The sequence below is a fragment of the Acidimicrobiales bacterium genome (genome assembly GCA_035533595.1).
In the GTDB taxonomy this organism is placed as follows: Bacteria; Actinomycetota; Acidimicrobiia; order Acidimicrobiales; family Bog-793; genus DATLTN01.
In genome coordinates, this window is record DATLTN010000019.1 from 1 (window position 1) to 17,706 (window position 17,706).

The window sequence follows — 17,706 nt, forward strand, 5'->3', positions numbered from 1 at the left end:
GTCGTGCCGAGGGTCGCGTTGCCGGTCGGGATCGTCGCCGCGAGCGTGCCGGAGGTGCCCGAGCTCATCGTGAAGACCTTGACGCTGCTGACCGGCGAGGTGGCCGAGACCCCGTCGGTCCCCCACACCTGGCTGGAGCCGTTCACCGTGAGCGAGAGGACCCGTTTGGCCCCGCGACCGAGGAGCCGCAGGCGGCCTTCTGGGCCGCGGTGACGGTCGGCGTCGCGCCGACGAAGGCGCCCGCACCGACGACGCCCCCGAAGGCGTCGCTCGTGGTGCTCACGGCGTCGATCCCGGCGTTGGTGCGGTCGGCGATGTAGCCGAGGCGAAGGCCACCGTCGCCACCTGGTGGAGGTAGGGCGCGACGCGGTGCAGCGGCTTCTACTTCTTCACCATCGCCCGCTGTGCCGCGGCGCCCGGGACCGCCGCGGCCGCGAGGCCGAGCGCCATCACCGCCGAGCCCGTCGCCACCCACCGGATGTGTCGACTTGCTGACATGGCCATCCCATTCCGCCGGCCGGGTGCGCCCCGCCGGCGGCGGTAATCCCCTTCTCCTGCCTCCTGCGCTGCACCGCCGGCCGTTCGGCCGCGTGCGACCCATTCGCGCAAACGTGTTACGACACCTCTACCAGGCCGTCTCTAGGATGTAACGATGGTCGCGGGGCAGTGGTGACGCCGCCGCTGCACCGCCACCCTCCGGCCGCCCTGTTGCGCGTGCCGCGCATCACCGCCTTCTTCTGGGTGATCAAGGCGCTGTCGACGGCGATGGGCGAGTCCACCTCGGACTACCTGGTGCACGCGATGGCGCCCGTCGCCGCGGTCGGCCTCGGTTTCGTGGGCTTCGTCGCCGCTCTCTCGATCCAGTTCACCCGCCACCGCTACGTCGCCTGGGCCTACTGGCTCGCCGTCGTGATGGTCGGTGTCTTCGGGACGATGGCCGCCGACGTGCTGCACGTCGGCTTCCACGTCCCCTACGCCGTGTCGAGCGCCCTCTACGCGCTCGCCCTCGCCGTCGTCTTCCTCGCCTGGTCGCGCACCGAGCGCACGCTCTCCATCCACTCGATCGACGCCCCCCGGCGGGAGGCCTTCTACTGGGCGGCGGTCGTCGCCACCTTCGCCGCGGGGACGGCGGTCGGCGACCTCGCGGCGACGACCGGCCACCTCGGCTACTTCGGCTCGGCGGCGCTCTTCGCCGGCCTGCTGCTCGTCCCCGCCGTCGCCTACCGCTTCTTCAGGGCGAACGCTGTCGTGAGCTTCTGGGCGGCCTACGTGCTCACCCGCCCCCTCGGCGCCTCCTCGGCGGACGCGGTCGGCAAGCCGAAGAGCGTCGGCGGCCTCGGCCTCGGCGACGGGCGGGTGAGCCTCGTCCTCCTCGGCGCGATCGCCCTTGTCGTCGGCTACCTCACCGTGAGCAGGCGCGACGTCCAGCAGGCACCGGCCGCCTGAACGCCGCAGCGCTGGCCTCACAGCGCGCGCAGCGCCTCGGAGGGGGAGAGCCGGGTCGCGCGCAGCGCCGGGTAGGCGCCGGCGAGGACGCCGATCGCGAGCGCGAGGCCGACGGCGGCGCCGAGGGTCGCCAAGGGGACGACCGTGCTCCAGTGGCGCGCCGCCGCGGTGAGCGAGGTGGCGACGCTGCCGACGAGCGCCCCGGTGGCGCCGCCGGCGACGGCGAGCAGCGCGGACTCGGCGACGAACTGCGCGCCGATGTGGGCGCGCGTCGCCCCGAGGGCGCGACGCAGCCCTACCTCCGAGCGGCGCTCGAGGACCGAAATGACCATGACGTTCGCGATCCCGACCCCACCGACGAGCAGCGCGACGCCGCCGAGGGCGAGGAAGAGCCCCTGGAAGGCGGCGGTGGCATCGGCGCGGGCGACGAGGGCGTCGGTCGGGTCGGCGACCGCGACGTTCTGCGGGGAAGCCGGCTCGGCGGTCGCGGGGAGGACGTTCGCGACCGCGGCGAGCGCCGCCGGGGCGGCGCGCACGTAGATCTCGGTGGGGTTCGCCTGCGCGCCGAAGAGCCGCTCGGCGACGGGGAGGCCGATGAGCGCGGCGCGGTCGAGCTCGGGGGCGAGGGTCACCGGCGAGAGGACGCCGATCACCGCGAAGTCGTGGCCGCCGAGCCACACCGACCCGACCCCGACGCGGTCGATCCCGAGCACCTGCGCGGCGTCCGCGCCGAGCACGGCGGCGGGGAGGTGCGTCGTCGCGGCGTCGAGGAAGCGCCCCGCCTGTAGCCGCGCCTCGACGGTCGCCGCCAGCCGGGGGTCGGTCGAGTAGACGGTGAGCGCCGCGGTGTCGACCGCGGGGATGAGGGCGTTGCGGTAGACGTTGGCGTTCACCGCGCCGATCGAGGAGGCGGCGAGCACCGGCCCGATGCGGCGCACCATCGCCGTCGAGGTCGCCGGGAGCACCGAGGTCGCCCCCGAGAAGGACTGCCCCGGCGTCACGGTGAGGAGGTTGGTGCCGAGGGCGTCGATCTGCGCGACGAGCTGCGCGCGGCTCGAGCTCGAGATGCCGAGCACCGAGACCATCGTGGCGATCCCGAGCGCGATCCCGAGCGCCGAGAGCACCGCCCTGAGCGGCCTGCCGCGCAGCCCCGCGACCCCGAGCGCGAGTAGGTCCCCCGCCCGCAGCCGGCGGCCGCGGCCCCTCACCACGGCGCCACGGCGGGGCCGGTGTCGGACTCGACCCGCCCGTCGCGCAGCGTCACCGTGCGCGGCATCGCGGCGGCCACCTCCGCCGAGTGGGTCACCACGACGATCGTCGCCCCCGAGCGGTGCAGCTCGGTGAGGAGCGCGAGGATCCCGGCGCCGCTGTGCGAGTCGAGGTTCCCGGTCGGCTCGTCGGCGAAGACGATCGCCGGCCTGCCGACGATCGCCCGCGCCACCGCGACCCGCTGGCACTCGCCGCCGGAGAGCTCGTTCGGCCGGTGCGTGGCCCGCTCGGTGAGGCCGACAGCCTCGAGCGCGCCGGCCGCGAGTCGCCGCCGCTCGGCGGGCGCCACCCCCCGGTAGAGCAGGCCGGTCGCCACGTTGTCGAGCGCGCTGAGCGTCGGCACGAGGAAGAACTGCTGGAAGACGAAGCCGATGTGGTCGGCGCGAAAGCGCGAGAGCTCCCCGTCGGCGAGCGAGGTGACGTCGGTGCCGGCGATCTCCACCACCCCTGAGGTCGGCCGCTCGAGCGTGCCGGCGATCGAGAGCAGCGTCGTCTTGCCGGAACCCGAGGGGCCGACGACGCCGACGAGCTCGCCCTCGCCGACGCTGAGGCTCACCTCCGAGAGCGCCACCGCCGGCGCCGCCCCGCCGTGCACCTTGCCCACCGCCCGCAGGGCGAGCGCCGTCACTGCGCCACCACGACGCGGGTTCCCGCGGCGATCCCCGGGCCGGCGAGCTGCACGAGCGAGCCCGCGTAGAGGCCGGTCTGCACGCCGACGAGGCGTCGCGCCCCGGAGGGCTCCACGACCTCGACGCCGTAGCCGCCCTCGGCGAGGGCGAGGAGCGCCGAGACCGGCGCCGCGAGGACGCCACGCGCCGCGTCGGTGGTGAAGGCCACCTGCACCGGGACCCCGACGGCGCTCCCCGTGGCGGCGGGCGCGGTGGGGGCGACGGTGATCGCCGTCGTGGCCCCCGGCGAGCCGCCCGAGGTCGCGGCCGGCGGGGCGGGGCCGATGGCGGCCACGGTGCCCGGGGTGCGGTCGCTCGGGTTGAGGACGATCGAGACCCCCTCCCCCACCGAGATCGCCGGGGCGTTGGCCGGGTCGATGAGCACCGTCGCGACGCGGCTCGTCGAGGTGGCCTCGAGGATCGCGGCACCCGGCTGCACCGCGGCGCCGAGGCTCACCGAGAGAGCCCCGACGCGCAGCGCCCCCGGTGCCACGACGACGTCACCGAGGCGCAGCTCGCCGGTGACGGCGAGGCCGTGCGCGCCCTCAAAGGCGCGCAGCGCCGCCTCGGTCGCCCTAGAGAAGTGGCCCCCTGCGCCCGCCGCGTAGCCGAGCGCCGCCAGATTGGCGTTCAGCTCGGCGACGTCGGGGCCGTCGGCGACCCCCGCGTAGAGCGCCCGGCTCAGCACGACGCTCCCGTAGAAGAGCGCCACGGCGTGGCCGCCGAGGCCGTAGACCGTCCCGCCGCGGGTGATGGTCGCGTTCACCGGGGGGAGCGCCGTGGCCACGCTGCCGGGCGAGGCCGCGTCGCCGCGCAGCGCGGCGAGAGCTCCCTCGGCCGCGCTGAGGGCGCCCTCGTCGCCCTGCAGCTGGCCCGCTGCCTGGCTGACCGAGGCGGTGGCGGTGGTGCGCGCCGTCGCCGCTGTGGCGCGCGCCGCGGCGAGCGTCGCCAGGTCGCCGTTCACGACCTGGCCCTCGGCGACACAGGAGCTCGCGGCGGTGGTGAAGGTGACCTCGAGGCCGGTCGAGCTCCCGAGCGCGTTGCTCGCGGTGAGCTCGACGAGGTAGGTCGTCGCCGCGGAGAGGCCGGTGAGCGTCGCCGTCACGTCGACCGGCGCAGTGCCCGAAGGCAGGCTCGCCGTCGGCGTCGACGCGCCGAGTGCCGCGGTCGTGCCGTAGCTGAAGGAGTAGGTCGTCGTCGCGCCGCCGGGGTCGACCGTGCCGGCGAGGGTCGCGGCGTCGGCGGTGGTCAGCGTGGCGCCGCTCGTGCTCGCCGCGGGGGCGGTCGCTGACGGCAGGTCGGCGGCGACCCTGCTCCCCCCCGAGGAGGGGGCGGGGCTCGCTGGCGCGCCCGCCCCCGAGGAGACGGTGCCGCTCGACGCGGCGGGGCAGCCGAGGCCCTCGTCGCGGGCGAGCAGCCCGCGGTCCGCCGCCAGCTGGGCCTCGTCGCCGGTCACTGCCGCGGCGCTCGACGCGAGGTCGGGGCTCTCCCGCACGAGCGCCCGCTGCTCGCTGAGCACGGCGCGGTCCGCGGCGACCTTGGACTGCGCGGTCGAGACCGCCGCACCGGCGGTGGCGAGGTCGGCGGCCGTCGTCCCGCTCGGCGCGCTCACGGTGAGGGCGCCCGCGTAGGCGAGGGTCCCCGAGAGGAGCGTGGAGGCGGTGAGGTCGGTGCGCTCGACGAGCGCGGTCGTCACCGGGCCGGCGCTCGGCGGGGGCGCCGGCGAGCCGGGGCGGGCCAGGTCGACCGCACCGATCGCACCGATCGCGACCGCGCCGAGGAGGCTCGCCGCGAGGAGCAGGCGGCGCCTCACGGCCCGGAGCCGTCGTCGTGCACCCCGGCGGGGAGCAGGTGGCGGCAGGCGCTGTCGGCGGCCCGGAACTCCGGCGAGTAGCGGCCGAAGGCGCTCGTGATCCCGGCTACGTTCCCGAGGTTGAGCTGCCCGTAGGGGCCCGGGTCGAGCATCGGGACGTCGCGGGCGCGCATGCAGCGCGCGTAGTCCGCGAGCTTCGCCAGCTTCGCCGCCGGGAGGGCGCCACCCGCACCGGCCTGCTTCTCCTCGATGACCTTGGAGATGAAGTGGTTGCAGAGATCGAGCGCCGCGCCGTTCGAGGCCGTCCTCGTGGGGACCTCGATCGACAGGCCGGTGTGGCCCGGCCGTGAGTAGGGATCGGGCTCGTTCACGCCGTGCGCCCGCAGGCAGCGTGCCCAGTCGAGCATCGCCTGGTCGCCCGAGTTCCCGGCGCGCGGTTCGGCGGTGGCGCCGGCACCCCCCGTCGCGCCCCGGGTGAGCGAGGCGACCCCGGAGGAGGGTGGGGGCGACGAGCCGCAGCCGGCGGCGAGCCCGCCGGCCGTCGCCGCCGCGAGCAGGACGAAAAGGGCGCGGCGCGGCCCCCGGAGGTGGGTCATCGCCCACTCCTTTCTGTTGGGTCTGTTGGGTCTGTCGGGAACCTGCTGCGGCCGCTCACCGGTAGCCCCACGGCGCGGAGAAGGCCTTCGGCAGCAGGTGGCGGCAGACCTGATGGGCGGCACGGAAGGGCGCGGCGTCGGGGTCCTCCGGGCCGTTCACGCCCCGCACCGGCCCGGTGTCGAGCGCGCCGTCCGCTCGGGGGTCGAGGACCGGCATGCCGTGGGCGCGCATGCACCCGGCGTAGGAGGTGAGCGCTGGGAGGAGCGTGGGCAGCAGCTTGGCCATCGTCGCCTGCTTGCTCGCGACGAGCGGAGCGATGTCACGCGCACAGGCATCGAGGGCGGGGGCGTTCGCCGCCGTGCGCGCCGGGACGACGATCGACAGCCCTGCGTGACCGGCACGGTGCGTCGGGTCGGGCTCGTCGAGGCCGTGCGCCCGCAGGCAACCGGTGTACGAGAGGGTCATCTCGTCCCGTTGAGCCGCCGCCGCGGGCGCGGTCGAGGTGGCCCCGAGGTGCGCGACCGGCGCCGCGGCGGGGCCGCGGCAGCCACAGGCGAGCGCGGCGAGGAGGAGGAGCGCGAAGAGGAGCGACCGGCGGCCGGGAGCGATGGGCGTGGAGCGCGGGGGCATGCGGAACATCTACCGGAGCGGCGGTGACACGCCCCGAACAGCCGAGCGGCCTCTTCCGCCGAGGCCCTGCACGGATGCCCAGCTCAGCGTGCTGCCTCCCCCGGTCGGGGCGCTCGGCGCGTTAGGCGGGTGTCACCCCCGACGCGTCACGATGTGGGCGTGCGCGTCCTCGTCGTGGAAGACCATCGGGTGCTCGCCGACGACATCGCCGACGGATTGCGGGACAACGGCTTCGCCGTCGACGTCGCCTACGACGGTGCGAGCGGCATCGAGAAGTCGATCCTCATCCGCTACGACGTCGTCGTCCTCGACCGCGACCTCCCCGGCGTCCACGGCGACGCCGTCTGCGCGACCGTCGTCGCCGGGGGCTCCGGGGCGCGCGTGCTGATGCTCACCGCGGCGGCCGCGGTGGAGGACCGCGTCGCCGGCCTCGAGCTCGGCGCCGATGACTACCTCCCGAAGCCCTTCGCCTTCGCCGAGCTCGTCGCGCGCGTCCGCACCCTCAGCCGCCGCACCCCGGCGGCCCCCCCGGTCCTCGCCCGCGGCGACCTCGTCATCGACCGCGCAAGGCGGCGGGCGAGCCGGCGCGGCGGGGCCCTCGCCCTCACCAAGAAGGAGCTCTCCATCCTCGAGCTGCTCGTCGCCGCCGACGGCGCCGTCGTGAGCGCCGAGGCGCTCCTCGACGGAGCGTGGGGCGAGGACATCGACCCCTTCTCCAACACCGTGAGCGTCACCCTCAGCCGCCTGCGCCGCAAGCTCGGGAGCCCTGACCCGATCGAGACGGTGATCGGCGAGGGCTACCGCCTGCCGTGAGCGACCGCGGCGGGCACCGCCCCCGCCTTCCCCAGACCGTCCGGGCCCGCCTCGCCGTCGTCTACGGGGGCCTCTTCCTGCTATCGGGCTCCCTCCTCCTCGGCCTCACCTACGGGCTGGTCGCCCGCGAGCTGCCCAACACGCACAGCACCGGCAAGCCGACCCCGGCCCAGCTGAAGAAGATCGACGTCACCTGCAAGTACCGGGCCAACACGGTCCCCTCCAAGGGCGGAAAGGCCACCCAGCAGAACTTCAACAAGTGCGAGAACGCCTATCTCGCCGGCATCCGCAACGGTGCGACCGACCAGCGGGCGGCGACCCTCAACACCCTGCTCGAGGTGGCGCTGATCGGCCTCGGCGTCGCGACGGTGCTCTCGGGGGCGCTCGGCTTCCTGTTGGCCGGGCGGGTGCTGCGCCCGGTGCGCTCGATCACCGAGGCGGCGCGGCGCGCCTCGCACGAGCACCTCGGCGAGCGCCTCGCGCTCGGCGGCCCCGCGGACGAGCTGAAGCGCCTCGGCGACACCTTCGACGAGATGCTCGACCGCCTCGACACCGCCTTCACCAACCAGCGGGCCTTCGTGGCGAACGCCTCCCACGAGCTGCGCACCCCACTCACCGTGATGCGCACGGCGATCGACGTCACCCTCGGCAAGGCCGACCGCACACCCGAGCAGCTCGAGCAGATGGCCGGCAAGGTGCGCGACGCCCTCGCGCAGGCCGAGCTGCTCATCGAGGCGTTGCTGGTACTCGCGCGGGCGGGCGGCATCACCGCCGGAGACGAGCCCTTCGACCTCGCCGTCGCGGCCGAGGACGCGGTCGACGCCGCGGCGGCGCGGGTGCGCGAGCGGGGACTGACCGTCGAGGCCGACTACGCCCCGGCCGCGGTCGTCGGTGACCGGGTGCTGCTCGAGCGCGCGGTCGCCAACCTCGTCGAGAACGCCACCCGCTACGGGGACAGTGGCGGGCACGTCCGGGTCCGCACCGGCAGCGAGGCGACGCTTGCCTTCGTCGAGGTCGAGAACACCGGGGCGGGGATCCACCCCGCCACCCTCCCTGCCCTCTTCGAACCCTTCCACCGCGGCGAGGGGCGGACAGCCGGCACGGAGGGGACCGGTCTCGGGCTGGCGATTGTGCGCGCCGTGGCAACAGCGCACTCTGGGAGGGTCGAGGCCGAGGCACCCGCCTCCGGCGGCTTCGGCATCCGCTTCGAGCTCCCGATCGCCGCCTCACCGCCGGCGGGGCCGTAGCGGGGGCGCTGGGCGTTCAGCGGCGGGCCGCCACCCCTCGATCCTCAGCGGCCCGACGGCTCGCAGCGGTCGCCGTCGAGGAGGTTGCCGGGCGCGCGCTGCCCCCACTCCCCGCCCCGGGCCTACTGCGGGCGCGTGGGCGGCTCCCCCAGCGGCGTCTCGCCCGTGTCGACGAGCTCCCTCGCCACCTCGCGCAGCTTCACGTTGAGGTGTTGGGAGGCAACGCGGAGGATGTCGAACGCCTGATTGGCGGTGATCCGCTCGCGCTCCATCAGGATTCCCTGCGCCTGGCCGATCAGCTCCCTCGTCGAGAGCGCTTGATGGAGCCCTTCAACGAGACGAGCGTCGTTGTCGTGCAGATGGGCAGCGGCGAGGGCGAGTCCGGCGATCGTGGCGAAGATCAGCGCCTTGGCCCGGTCCGCGATGCCGAACGCGAGGGGGAAATGGCTGTAGAGGCCGAGCGCTCCGAACGCGCCGTCGCCCTCCAGCCGCAGCGCGAGTGTGCTCCTAAGGCCCATTGCCGAGGCCTCCGCCGCGAGACGCGGCCAGCGCTGCTCGTCGAGGAGGTCACCGGCGTAGACGACGACGCCCCCGGCGATCGCCTCCATGCAGGGACCTTCGTCGAGGCGGAGCTGGGCGAGGTCGATCGCCGCCGCGAGCGCGTCCGAGCTCACCGCGGCGTTCGCCGTCGTCGTGTCGGACACGACGATCCCGGCACTCTCGCAGCCTTCGATGCTGTCGACCGCGAGGTCCACGATCGCCTTCAGGGTGTCGGCGACGTTGCCGGCCGCGAAGAGTGTCCGCGCGACGTGCGCGACGTTCTCGGAGAGTTCAACGGTGGGGTCCACTCCGGTAGCGGCCGTCTCGCGCACGGGCGCGATCATCTCACTTTCGCTCCCCGGGCGACCACGTCACCATGGGGCCACCTGGGGCGTACACTGACACTGCCTTCTGCAGCGAGGGTTCGGGCTGGGCGTTGCCCGGCTTTCCCAGGAGGCTCGCAGTGCCCAACTCTTCGCAATCGCCTGGTCGCGGCCCGCCACGCCCGATCCCCGGCGGTCGGTGCCCCCCGACGAGGTCGGCGCGGCCCGCGGGGGCGCTCCCGGCTCCGCACGCTCCCGGCCGGCCCCTCCCGAGGCGACGCCGGTGACGATCGTCGGCCCAACCGAAGCTGGTATGCCCGAGCGCTTCGAATTGGCGGCCACCTTCCCGGGCACGGACGCCGTGGTCGCCATCCGCGGTGAGCTCGACCTCGCGACGATTCCGATGTTCAGCGGCTTCCTCGATGCCGCTGTCGCGGACGACCGGCGCACCGTCGTCCTCGACCTCTCCGAGGTGAGCTTCCTCGATGCAAGGGGGCTCGGAGCGATAGTCCTCGCGGTGCAGCGTGTCGCTGGCTCTGGTGGCCACCTGCTGCTACGCGCACCGTCACCGGTGGTCCGCAGGCTGCTCCACATCACCGGGCTCACCGGCGCCTTCGGCGTCGAGGAAGCCGCGCTCGACCCGCATCTCGGTGCGGCGCAGGCGCTGAGCGTACCGCTCACCGCCACGATGCTCGAGGGCTCCGAGCTCGGTCACAACCTGCAGCGAGTGAGCGCGGCCTCCGCCGATGCCGATGTCGTGGACGCGGCATTGCGACTGGTGGTGGCGCTCGCGCAGGTCACCGTGGCCGCCGCCGACGGAGTCAGCATCTCGCTCCGCCGCCACGGTCAGCTATCCACGGTCGCGGCGAGCGACCAGACCGTCCTCGACATGGATGCCGGCCAGTACGCGACCGGAGAGGGGCCCTGCGTCGCCGCCTCCGAGGAGGGGCGCTGGTTCCATATCGAGCGCTTGGACAGCGAGCGTCGCTGGCCAGACTTCACCCCCCGCGCACTGGCGCTCGGCATCAACGCCATCCTCTCCTCGCCCCTCATTTCGGACGAGCAACCGGTCGGTGCCCTGAACATCTACTCGCGCACCGCGGCTGCGTTCACGCCGAAGGACCAGGAGCTTGCCGCCGTCTTCGCCACCGAGGCATCGGTCATCCTGAGCGCCGCCGCCGAGCTCACCGGAGGCGAGGTCACGGAGCGGTTTCGCGCCGCACTGCGCTCGCGCGAGCTGATCGCGATCGCCGAGGGGATCCTGATGGAACGCGTGGGGCTGAGCGAGGACGGGGCCTACCGACACCTCCTGCACCTCTCCCGTAAATCGAGTCGGCCGCTCACCGAGCATGCCAGCGAACTGGTCGCGAGCTCCGGGGGTCAACTGTCCGACGGGCTCGCCGCCGGGGTGCCCCATGGCTGAGTGCCGCGGCGCTGTGCTCGACCAGGCGCGTCGCGACCTCGGCCTCTCCCATCGCGAGCTCTTCCTCCGCTACTTCACGATCGGCGGGATGAGCAGCGTGCTCGAGGTCGAGGCCTTCCTGAGCGCGGCGCTCGAGCCTGCCGATCACGACTACGACGTGATCGCGCAGGCGCTGAACGAACGCTTCGTCGAGCTCGGTGGCAACCATCCCGTCGCCTACTCCGACAGCGGGCAGTCTCCTGATGCGGTCGAGCGGCCCGGAGCGCCCGGCCGGTGATCGCGAACCACTCGGCGGGAGGGGGTCGGCCCCAAAGCGCGGTGCCCGCGAGGCCGTCCCCCCCGACCTTTCCGGCCGGGGGAACCGCGATAACTTGCGTAGGCACGACTTGGGCTCGACAGCAGTCCCGAGCGACAAGCTCCTCCGCTCCCGGAGGAAGATCGGTGGACCTCTTGGGATCGGTCCCCGAACCGCAGCTGGCTACCTCCGTCGATTTCGCCCGCCGTACCCCGAAACCCCTTCCGCCGGTCTTCGCCGTTCCGCTACGCGACAGCGATCCGCGGCTCGCCGGCGTGGATGGCCGATCGTGGAGGCCGACGCTGCTCTCCAGCAGCGCGCTGCCTAGCGGAGACCCGCCGCACGGCGACTTCGCCAACTTCCTCGGGCGGGTGGCCCGACGGCATGGCCCTGTTCGCGCGGCCACGCCCTGACGCGCCGCAGACCCCTTTCGTCGAGGCGCACCGTCTCGCGGGGGAACCCCGCCGGCTCTCTCACGTGTCCCTTCTCGATCTCACGGGACGGGCGCGACAGCACCCTCGTGCACATGCCCGACCCACGGACCGCGGTGCGCCACGCGATCCCCGTCGTCGCCGAGGGGGTGCTCGCCCCGCTCGCGTGCTTCTACCTCGCTCTCCTCTTCGCCGGGCTGCGGGGCGCGATCGTCGCCGCGCTCGTCTGGTCCTACGCCGCCGCGGCGCGCCGCCTCATCCGTGGCGACCGGGTCTCGACGGTGCTCGTGCTCGACGTGCTGCTGCTCACCGTCCGGACCGCCGTCTCCTTCGCCACCGGCAGCTCCTTCCTCTACTTCGCGCAACCCCTCATCGGCACGGTCCTCATCGCGTGCGTCCTCGTGTACACCGCACTCGTCGGTCGTCCACTGGTGCAACGCTTCGCCGAGGACTTCTGTCCACTTGACCGCGAGCTCCTCGAGCATCCCCGAGTCCGGCAGTACTTCTTCCGCATCTCGCTCATGTGGGCCGGGGTGCTGCTCGTGAACTCCGGGATCGTCGCGTGGCTGCTCGTCTCCTCTTCGCTCCGTGCCTTCGTGCTGGAGCGCACCGCGACCAGCTGGACCCTCACGGCCGGGGCGATCTTCTGCTCGATCTACGGCTTCAGCGCGACGATGCGCCGCGACGGCTGCACCGTCCGCTGGGGCGCCGATCGCCTCGCGCCCGCGACGAGCGGCACGTGAGACTCGCCGTGCCGACAGGCATGCAGGACCTCTGGCGGGTCCGTGCACGCCCGGCGGGAGCTGGCGGCCGACGCTCGTGACGACCTCGCACCGCACGAGCTCGGCGCGGCCCGGCCCGGCGAACGAGCAGCCGCCGGCACGGGTCCCGCCGCCGCCGCCGCGCTGGCGGGGGGCGCTCGTGCCGCTCGGGATCGTCCTCACCCTGCTCCTCATCCTCCACCCCGGGCACAAGGCCTCGGCCACCCGCCACCTCGACTTCACCGCTTTCGTCAACGCGGTGACCGCGGACAAGGTCTCCTCGGCGAGCATCAGCGCGACCGGTGCGGTCTCGGGGCTCCTCCAGGGGCACGGCGCCTACACCTCCCAGCTCCCGACCGCCCTCGACGACACCTCCCTCGCACCGCTGCTCCTCGCCCACAAGGTGGCAGTGACCGGTACGGCGAGCACCACCTCGCCGTGGGGCGGCGTGCTCTCCTTACTGCCGCTGCTGCTGTTCATCGGCGTCTTCGTGTGGATCGGTCGTCGGAGCCGCAAGCAGCTGACCGGCGGCCTCGGCGGGCTCATGGGCATCGGCCGCTCCAAGGCCAAGCTCTACGACGAGGAGCGTCCGCCGACCCGCTTCTCCGACATCGCCGGCTACGAGGGTTCCAAGGCCGAGGTGATGGAGGTCGTCGACTTCCTTCAACATCCACAGCGCTATGCCGCCGCGGGTGCCGTCGGCCCGAAGGGCGTGCTCATGGTGGGGCCGCCGGGCACTGGGAAGACGCTCCTCGCGAGGGCGGTCGCCGGCGAGGCGGGGGTCCCGTTCTTCGCCCTCAGCGGTTCGAGCTTTGTCGAGATGTTCGTGGGCGTCGGCGCCTCGCGGGTGCGCGACCTCTTCGCCGACGCTCGTAAGCGCGCCCCGTCGATCATCTTCATCGACGAGATCGACGCGATCGGCGGCCGGCGGGGGCCGGGGGGCTTCGGCTCCAACGACGAGCGCGAGCAGACGCTCAACCAGCTCCTCTCGGACATGGACGGCTTCGAGCCGGGCACGAGCGTCGTCGTGATGGCGGCCACCAACCGGGCGGAGATACTCGACGCCGCGCTGCTCCGCCCGGGCCGCTTCGATCGCACGGTCGAGATCCCTCTCCCCAACCAGCGCGAGCGCACGGCGATCCTCAACATCCACGGGCACGACAAGAAGCTCGGAGGCGACGTCGACCTCGACGCGGTCTCGCGCGGCACACCCGGCTTCTCCGGTGCCGACCTCGCCAACCTTGTCAACGAAGCGGCGATCAACGCCGTGCGCGCCGGGCGCGACGTGCTCGAAGCGGAGGACTTCGCCATGGCGCGCGACCGGCTCCTGATCGGCCGCCGCGACGTGTCGAACGCGCTCCTCCCCGAGGAGAAGCATTCGGTCGCCGTCCACGAGGCGGGCCATGCCCTCGTCGCGATCCTCTCCGAGCACGCCGACCCCGTCGCCAAGGTCACGATCCTTCCGCGCGGCGCGGCCCTCGGGGTCACCGAGCAACTACCCGAGACCGAGCGCCACCTCTATCCCGAGAGCTACCTCACCGACGCCCTCGCGGTGCGCCTCGGGGGGCGGGCGGCGGAGATCCTCGTGCTCGGCGAGCCTTCGACCGGCGCCTCGAACGACCTCTCCGGCGCGACCGAGCTCGCCACCCGCATGGTGCGCGAGTGGGGCTTCTCAAAGGAGCTCGGTCCCGTCGGCTACGGGCCGGAGGGACCGAGCCGCGACAACCCCTTCGCCGGCCGCCCCTACGCCGAGGAGACCCAGCGCGCCGTCGACCAGGAGGTCGCGAGGCTGCTGCGGGAGGCGGAGAGCGGCGCGATGGCGCTCCTCGGGGCGAATCGCGAGGCCCTCGAACGCGTGGTCGGGCTGCTCCTCGAACGCGAAACCATCGACGGTGGCGATCTCTCCGAGATCGTCGGCGTGCCGGCGCGCCGGTCCTCCCCGCAGTTCGGCGCGCCGCGGGCCGTAGCGATGGCCCCGGTCGCGGCTGCTGCTTCCGGCAGAGGACGAAGACGATGACGAGCGGCGTCCCGGCCCCCGCCGCGCCCGATCGAAACGAGGTCACGATGGATGCCTGGGAATACCTGATCGTCGCGCTCCCCCAGTTCGAGGCTCCGACCAATGCGCCGGGCGCCTCTCCCGCGGTGCACCGACTGAACGAGGTCGGCGAGCGGGGCTGGGAGGCCATCGGCATGGCCACCCTCAGCGACAACAGCATCGCCGTCTTGTGCAAGAGGCCGTCCACCGCCACGCGCGCGCAAAAGGAGTCGTGATGAAGGCTCGATACGACCAGCCACCCGTCGGCTGGTGGCAGGACGGGCGGGGCGTCAACCAGCCTCCGGGCTCCTATGCCGATCCGTCGTTGCGCACCGGCGCCGGCGGAGGCGGCGCGGCGGGTGGCCCGAGAGCACGCTTTGCCGCCCGTCGCCGCGCCCGTCGCTCGGCGCCAGCGCTCCCTCAGACGCCGACCCCGTGATCGGCAGCGCGTCGGTTCGGAGAGCGGTCAGACGAGCGGGAGCATCACCCTCGCGAGGCGCTCGAGCCCGGAGTGCCCCGCCGTGGAACCGCTGATCGCGGAGGCGACGACGGGGCCCCTCTCATGGCGAGGCGAGCCCCTCCTCCCACCCGGTAGCTACGCGCGTGCACGAATAGGCGCAATTTGCAGAAATTGCCGCGGGCGGAGCCGCCGACTCGCACGTCGGCGTGGTGCTCCGCTGCACCGTGTACGGCCCGCCGATCTATTTCTGCGATCACGTGCGCCCGCCCGAGGGCGCGGAGCCCGCCCTCGGCCGGGCGGTTGCTCAGGCGTCGCGGCGCATCATCTTCCAGGCGCCGATCGCGGACCAGCCGACGATCCACCCGGCGATCACTGAGATCATCGCCCAGGTCGGCATCGGCGGGATCGAGAGGACGCCCCTGCCACCAAGGAGCACCCTGCCACGGACGTGCTCTCCGAGGGCAGTGGCGAGCCCCGCGGGGCGGAGCTGGTCCATCGCGATGCCGACGACGAGGCGCTGCCCGTCGAGGAAGTACGGAATCGCGACATTGGCGAGGATCGGGGTGACGATGATCTCGAGAGCGATCATCGCGATCGTGGCGACCGTGCGCTGCCCGATGAGGGAGCCGAGCCCGAGGCCGACGAGGAAGCCGACCCCCACCTCGAGCTCGATCCACAGCCCGATCTTCACCATCTCGTTGATCGCGGGATCCGTGGACAGCGCCTCGGCGGTGACGTAGTCACCGTAGAGGTTGTCGACCTCGCCCGAGACCGTCGTGCCCTTCGTCGGCAGCGGCACCGCCCCGGAGCGCAGCGCCGCCGCGACCTGCCCGGGGTGCTGCTCGACCCAGCGCTCGAGCTGGCCCTCGCTCAGGTGCGCCGGGACCGACACGCCGTCAAGGCTGACGACGTTCCGCTGCGGGATGCCGGCGAAGCAGGTCACGAGGCAGAGCACCGAGAAGGCGAGCGCGACGAGCGGCAGGAGGATCGCGAGGCCCGCGGGGATGCGCGCCAGGTAGAGCGCGAGGCGTGACCTGCCGGTCGTCACGAGCTGGCGGAAGACCCCTTCGGTGAGGTCGGTGGTCCCCGCCGCGGTGCCGAGCGTGGCGGCGATGATGAAGCCGAACTCGGCCATCGGGCCGCAGAGGCCGGCGAAGACGCCGGGGCTCCCCGCCGGCCCGTAGCTCGCCGGGTCGATCGCGTGGAACAGCAGCCGGATGCCGAGGATCACGGCCGGCAGCCCGAAGGTCAGCAGCACGACGGCGACCATCAGGCCGCGCCGCCTGCGGAGCTCCAGGTTCTTGGTGACGACCAGCCCCCACGTCGGGAGCGCCGACCGCGCCCGCCCCCACGCCGTCGGCGGTGCCGGCGCCGGCCCGTCGGAGACGGCCGCGACCTCGGCGGGGCCGCCGCCGGCGAGCACCGTCACGGCTGCTCCCCGAGCCGGCTCGTGACCGACAGGAACCAGTCCTCGAGGGTCGTCCGCACCTCCTGCAGCCCGTAGACGGCGATGCCGGCCTCGACGAGGAGGCGGTTGACCTCGGCGACCGCGTCGCGCGACGAGCCGGCGGGGAGGGTGACGGTCAGCCCCACCTCGACGCGCGCAGTGGCCACCGCGATGCCGCTCCGCTCGACGGCGCCCACCGCGGCTGCCGGGTCCGAGCACTCGACCCGCACGACGAGCGTGCCGGCGCCCCGCACCAGCTCGTCGATCGACCCCTGGCGGATAACCCGCCCGTGGTCGACGATCGCCACCGCGTCGCAGGTGCGCTCCACCTCGTCGAGGAGGTGCGACGAGAGCATCACCGTCCGCCCCTCTTCGACGAGGCTCTCGATCATCGCCCGCATCTCGTGCATCCCGGCCGGGTCGAGGCCGTTCATCGGCTCGTCGAGGATCAGCAGCTCCGGGTCGCCGAGGAGGCAGGAGGCGACGCCGAGGCGCTGGCGCATGCCCATCGAATAGGTCGCGACCTTGTGGTCGGCGCGGTCGGCGAGCCCGACGCGTGCCAACGCGGGCGGGATCCGGATCCCCGCCGCACCGCCGCGCGCCGCCGCGAGCAGCCGCAGGTTCTCCCGCCCCGTGAGGTGGGCGTGGAAGCGCGGCTCGTCCACGATCGCGCCGACCCGCGCCAGCGCCGCGGCGCGCTGCGCGGGGAGGGGGAGCCCGAGGAGCGACATCGATCCGCTGTCGGCGCGGGTGAGGCCGAGCAGGGTGCGGATGAGCGTCGTCTTGCCGGCGCCGTTCGGCCCGAGGTAGCCGAAGGCGCAGCCGCGCGGGACGAGCAGCTCGACGTCGTTCACGGCGACGTTGGCGCCGAAACGCTTGGTGAGGCCGTGCGTCTCGACGGCCCAGCCCGCTGCCGCTCCGCCGACGCCGACGAGCGGACGGGCGGAGCGCCTCGTCTCCGAAGCCGCGGTGCCGCGACCGGGGGTCGGCACGGCGGGGGTCTGCGGCGCTGCCTCCCGCCCCTCGCCCGCGGCTCCGGAGCGGTCGGGCGTCGCGGGTGGGCGCCCTGCCGGCGACGTCGAGGCCGTCTCTTCGCCCTCCCGGCCGTGTCGCCGGTCACGGGCGCGGACGAGGGCGAATCCGAGCGCACCCACCACGATGAGGACGAGCACGAGGCCGCCGAAGCGGAAGTGGTGGTTGCCGGAGGCGCCGACCGCCGTCGCCGCGGCCCGCGCCGCGGCGAGTGTCACCCGCGACCCGCCGTGCGGGCGTGCAGCGCGCGGCGAGACCGGGGGCGGCGGGCCGACATGGACGCCATCTTCGACCATCCGGGGGGCGCTGTCGTCGGGCTCGGGATGAGCGTGCACCGCGACGTCATCCTCCAGGCCGACGCCGTCGCAGGACGCGCTCTGGAAAGGCGCGGGCGACCGCGCAGCTCTTGGCTCCGTCACCCGGCGCGGCGGCGAAGGCGCGCCGGGGAGTCTTTTGACGCGGCGGTGCCGCCGGGC

Annotated in this window: 17 protein-coding genes; 8 read left to right on the forward strand and 9 right to left on the reverse strand. The window is 73.8% G+C overall.

What is annotated here, in order from left to right:
* Positions 1–142 precede the first annotated feature (142 nt).
* Positions 143–283, reverse strand: a complete 141-nt coding sequence (locus VNF07_03045) for a hypothetical protein (protein HVB05210.1) — start codon at positions 281–283, stop codon at positions 143–145.
* Between the two features lie 383 nt (positions 284–666).
* Here VNF07_03045 and VNF07_03050 point away from each other — a divergent pair, with 383 nt between their 5' ends.
* Complete coding sequence (locus tag VNF07_03050; GenBank protein HVB05211.1) at positions 667–1,446, forward strand: hypothetical protein; 780 nt, start codon at positions 667–669, stop codon at positions 1,444–1,446.
* A 17-nt stretch (positions 1,447–1,463) separates the two neighbouring features.
* On the opposite strand, the gene VNF07_03055 is transcribed toward VNF07_03050, so the two are convergent.
* The 5 genes from VNF07_03055 to VNF07_03075 are packed head-to-tail and all read right to left on the reverse strand — an operon-like array spanning position 1,464 to position 6,423.
* A complete protein-coding gene (locus VNF07_03055; GenBank protein HVB05212.1) occupies positions 1,464–2,654 on the reverse strand; it encodes an ABC transporter permease in 1,191 nt (396 codons plus the stop codon).
* Positions 2,651–3,343: an ABC transporter ATP-binding protein gene (locus VNF07_03060; protein ID HVB05213.1), complete on the reverse strand. Its 693-nt coding sequence runs from the start codon at positions 3,341–3,343 to the stop codon at positions 2,651–2,653. Before VNF07_03060 ends, VNF07_03055 begins: the two co-directional genes overlap by 4 nt.
* Complete coding sequence (locus tag VNF07_03065) at positions 3,340–5,196, reverse strand: peptidoglycan-binding protein (protein ID HVB05214.1); 1,857 nt, start codon at positions 5,194–5,196, stop codon at positions 3,340–3,342. The genes VNF07_03060 and VNF07_03065 overlap by 4 nt, the downstream gene beginning before the upstream one ends.
* Positions 5,193–5,792 (reverse strand): hypothetical protein, encoded by a 600-nt coding sequence (locus VNF07_03070; GenBank protein HVB05215.1) that lies wholly within the window; start codon positions 5,790–5,792, stop codon positions 5,193–5,195. The genes VNF07_03065 and VNF07_03070 overlap by 4 nt, the downstream gene beginning before the upstream one ends.
* A gap of 55 nt (positions 5,793–5,847) precedes the next feature.
* Positions 5,848–6,423, reverse strand: a complete 576-nt coding sequence (locus VNF07_03075; protein HVB05216.1) for a hypothetical protein — start codon at positions 6,421–6,423, stop codon at positions 5,848–5,850.
* Between the two features lie 159 nt (positions 6,424–6,582).
* On the opposite strand from VNF07_03075, the gene VNF07_03080 reads away from it, so the two are divergent.
* Together VNF07_03080 and VNF07_03085 are read left to right on the forward strand one after the other, a co-directional pair.
* On the forward strand, positions 6,583–7,236 hold the full coding sequence (locus VNF07_03080; GenBank protein HVB05217.1) for a response regulator transcription factor: 654 nt from the start codon (positions 6,583–6,585) through the stop codon (positions 7,234–7,236).
* Positions 7,233–8,483, forward strand: coding sequence for a HAMP domain-containing sensor histidine kinase (locus tag VNF07_03085; protein ID HVB05218.1), 1,251 nt, complete (start codon positions 7,233–7,235; stop codon positions 8,481–8,483). Before VNF07_03080 ends, VNF07_03085 begins: the two co-directional genes overlap by 4 nt.
* A gap of 122 nt (positions 8,484–8,605) precedes the next feature.
* Here the strand turns inward: VNF07_03085 and VNF07_03090 are convergent, their stop codons facing one another.
* Positions 8,606–9,367 (reverse strand): GAF and ANTAR domain-containing protein, encoded by a 762-nt coding sequence (locus tag VNF07_03090; GenBank protein HVB05219.1) that lies wholly within the window; start codon positions 9,365–9,367, stop codon positions 8,606–8,608.
* A gap of 292 nt (positions 9,368–9,659) precedes the next feature.
* On the opposite strand from VNF07_03090, the gene VNF07_03095 reads away from it, so the two are divergent.
* From VNF07_03095 to VNF07_03115, 5 genes are all read left to right on the forward strand, one after another.
* Positions 9,660–10,769, forward strand: a complete 1,110-nt coding sequence (locus tag VNF07_03095; protein ID HVB05220.1) for an anti-sigma factor antagonist — start codon at positions 9,660–9,662, stop codon at positions 10,767–10,769.
* Positions 10,762–11,046, forward strand: a complete 285-nt coding sequence (locus VNF07_03100) for a hypothetical protein (protein ID HVB05221.1) — start codon at positions 10,762–10,764, stop codon at positions 11,044–11,046. The genes VNF07_03095 and VNF07_03100 overlap by 8 nt, the downstream gene beginning before the upstream one ends.
* A gap of 544 nt (positions 11,047–11,590) precedes the next feature.
* The gene (locus tag VNF07_03105) at positions 11,591–12,238 is read left to right on the forward strand and encodes a VC0807 family protein (protein ID HVB05222.1); all 648 of its coding nucleotides are present in this window, start codon (positions 11,591–11,593) and stop codon (positions 12,236–12,238) included.
* 76 nt (positions 12,239–12,314) lie between these two features.
* Positions 12,315–14,273: an ATP-dependent zinc metalloprotease FtsH gene (ftsH, locus tag VNF07_03110; GenBank protein ID HVB05223.1), complete on the forward strand. Its 1,959-nt coding sequence runs from the start codon at positions 12,315–12,317 to the stop codon at positions 14,271–14,273.
* On the forward strand, positions 14,270–14,527 hold the full coding sequence (locus VNF07_03115; protein HVB05224.1) for a hypothetical protein: 258 nt from the start codon (positions 14,270–14,272) through the stop codon (positions 14,525–14,527). Before ftsH ends, VNF07_03115 begins: the two co-directional genes overlap by 4 nt.
* Positions 14,528–15,055: 528 nt before the next feature.
* Here the strand turns inward: VNF07_03115 and VNF07_03120 are convergent.
* Positions 15,056–16,180, reverse strand: a complete 1,125-nt coding sequence (locus VNF07_03120; protein HVB05225.1) for a hypothetical protein — start codon at positions 16,178–16,180, stop codon at positions 15,056–15,058.
* On the reverse strand, positions 16,177–17,565 hold the full coding sequence (locus VNF07_03125; protein HVB05226.1) for an ABC transporter ATP-binding protein: 1,389 nt from the start codon (positions 17,563–17,565) through the stop codon (positions 16,177–16,179). Before VNF07_03125 ends, VNF07_03120 begins: the two co-directional genes overlap by 4 nt.
* Positions 17,566–17,706: the final 141 nt, after the last annotated feature.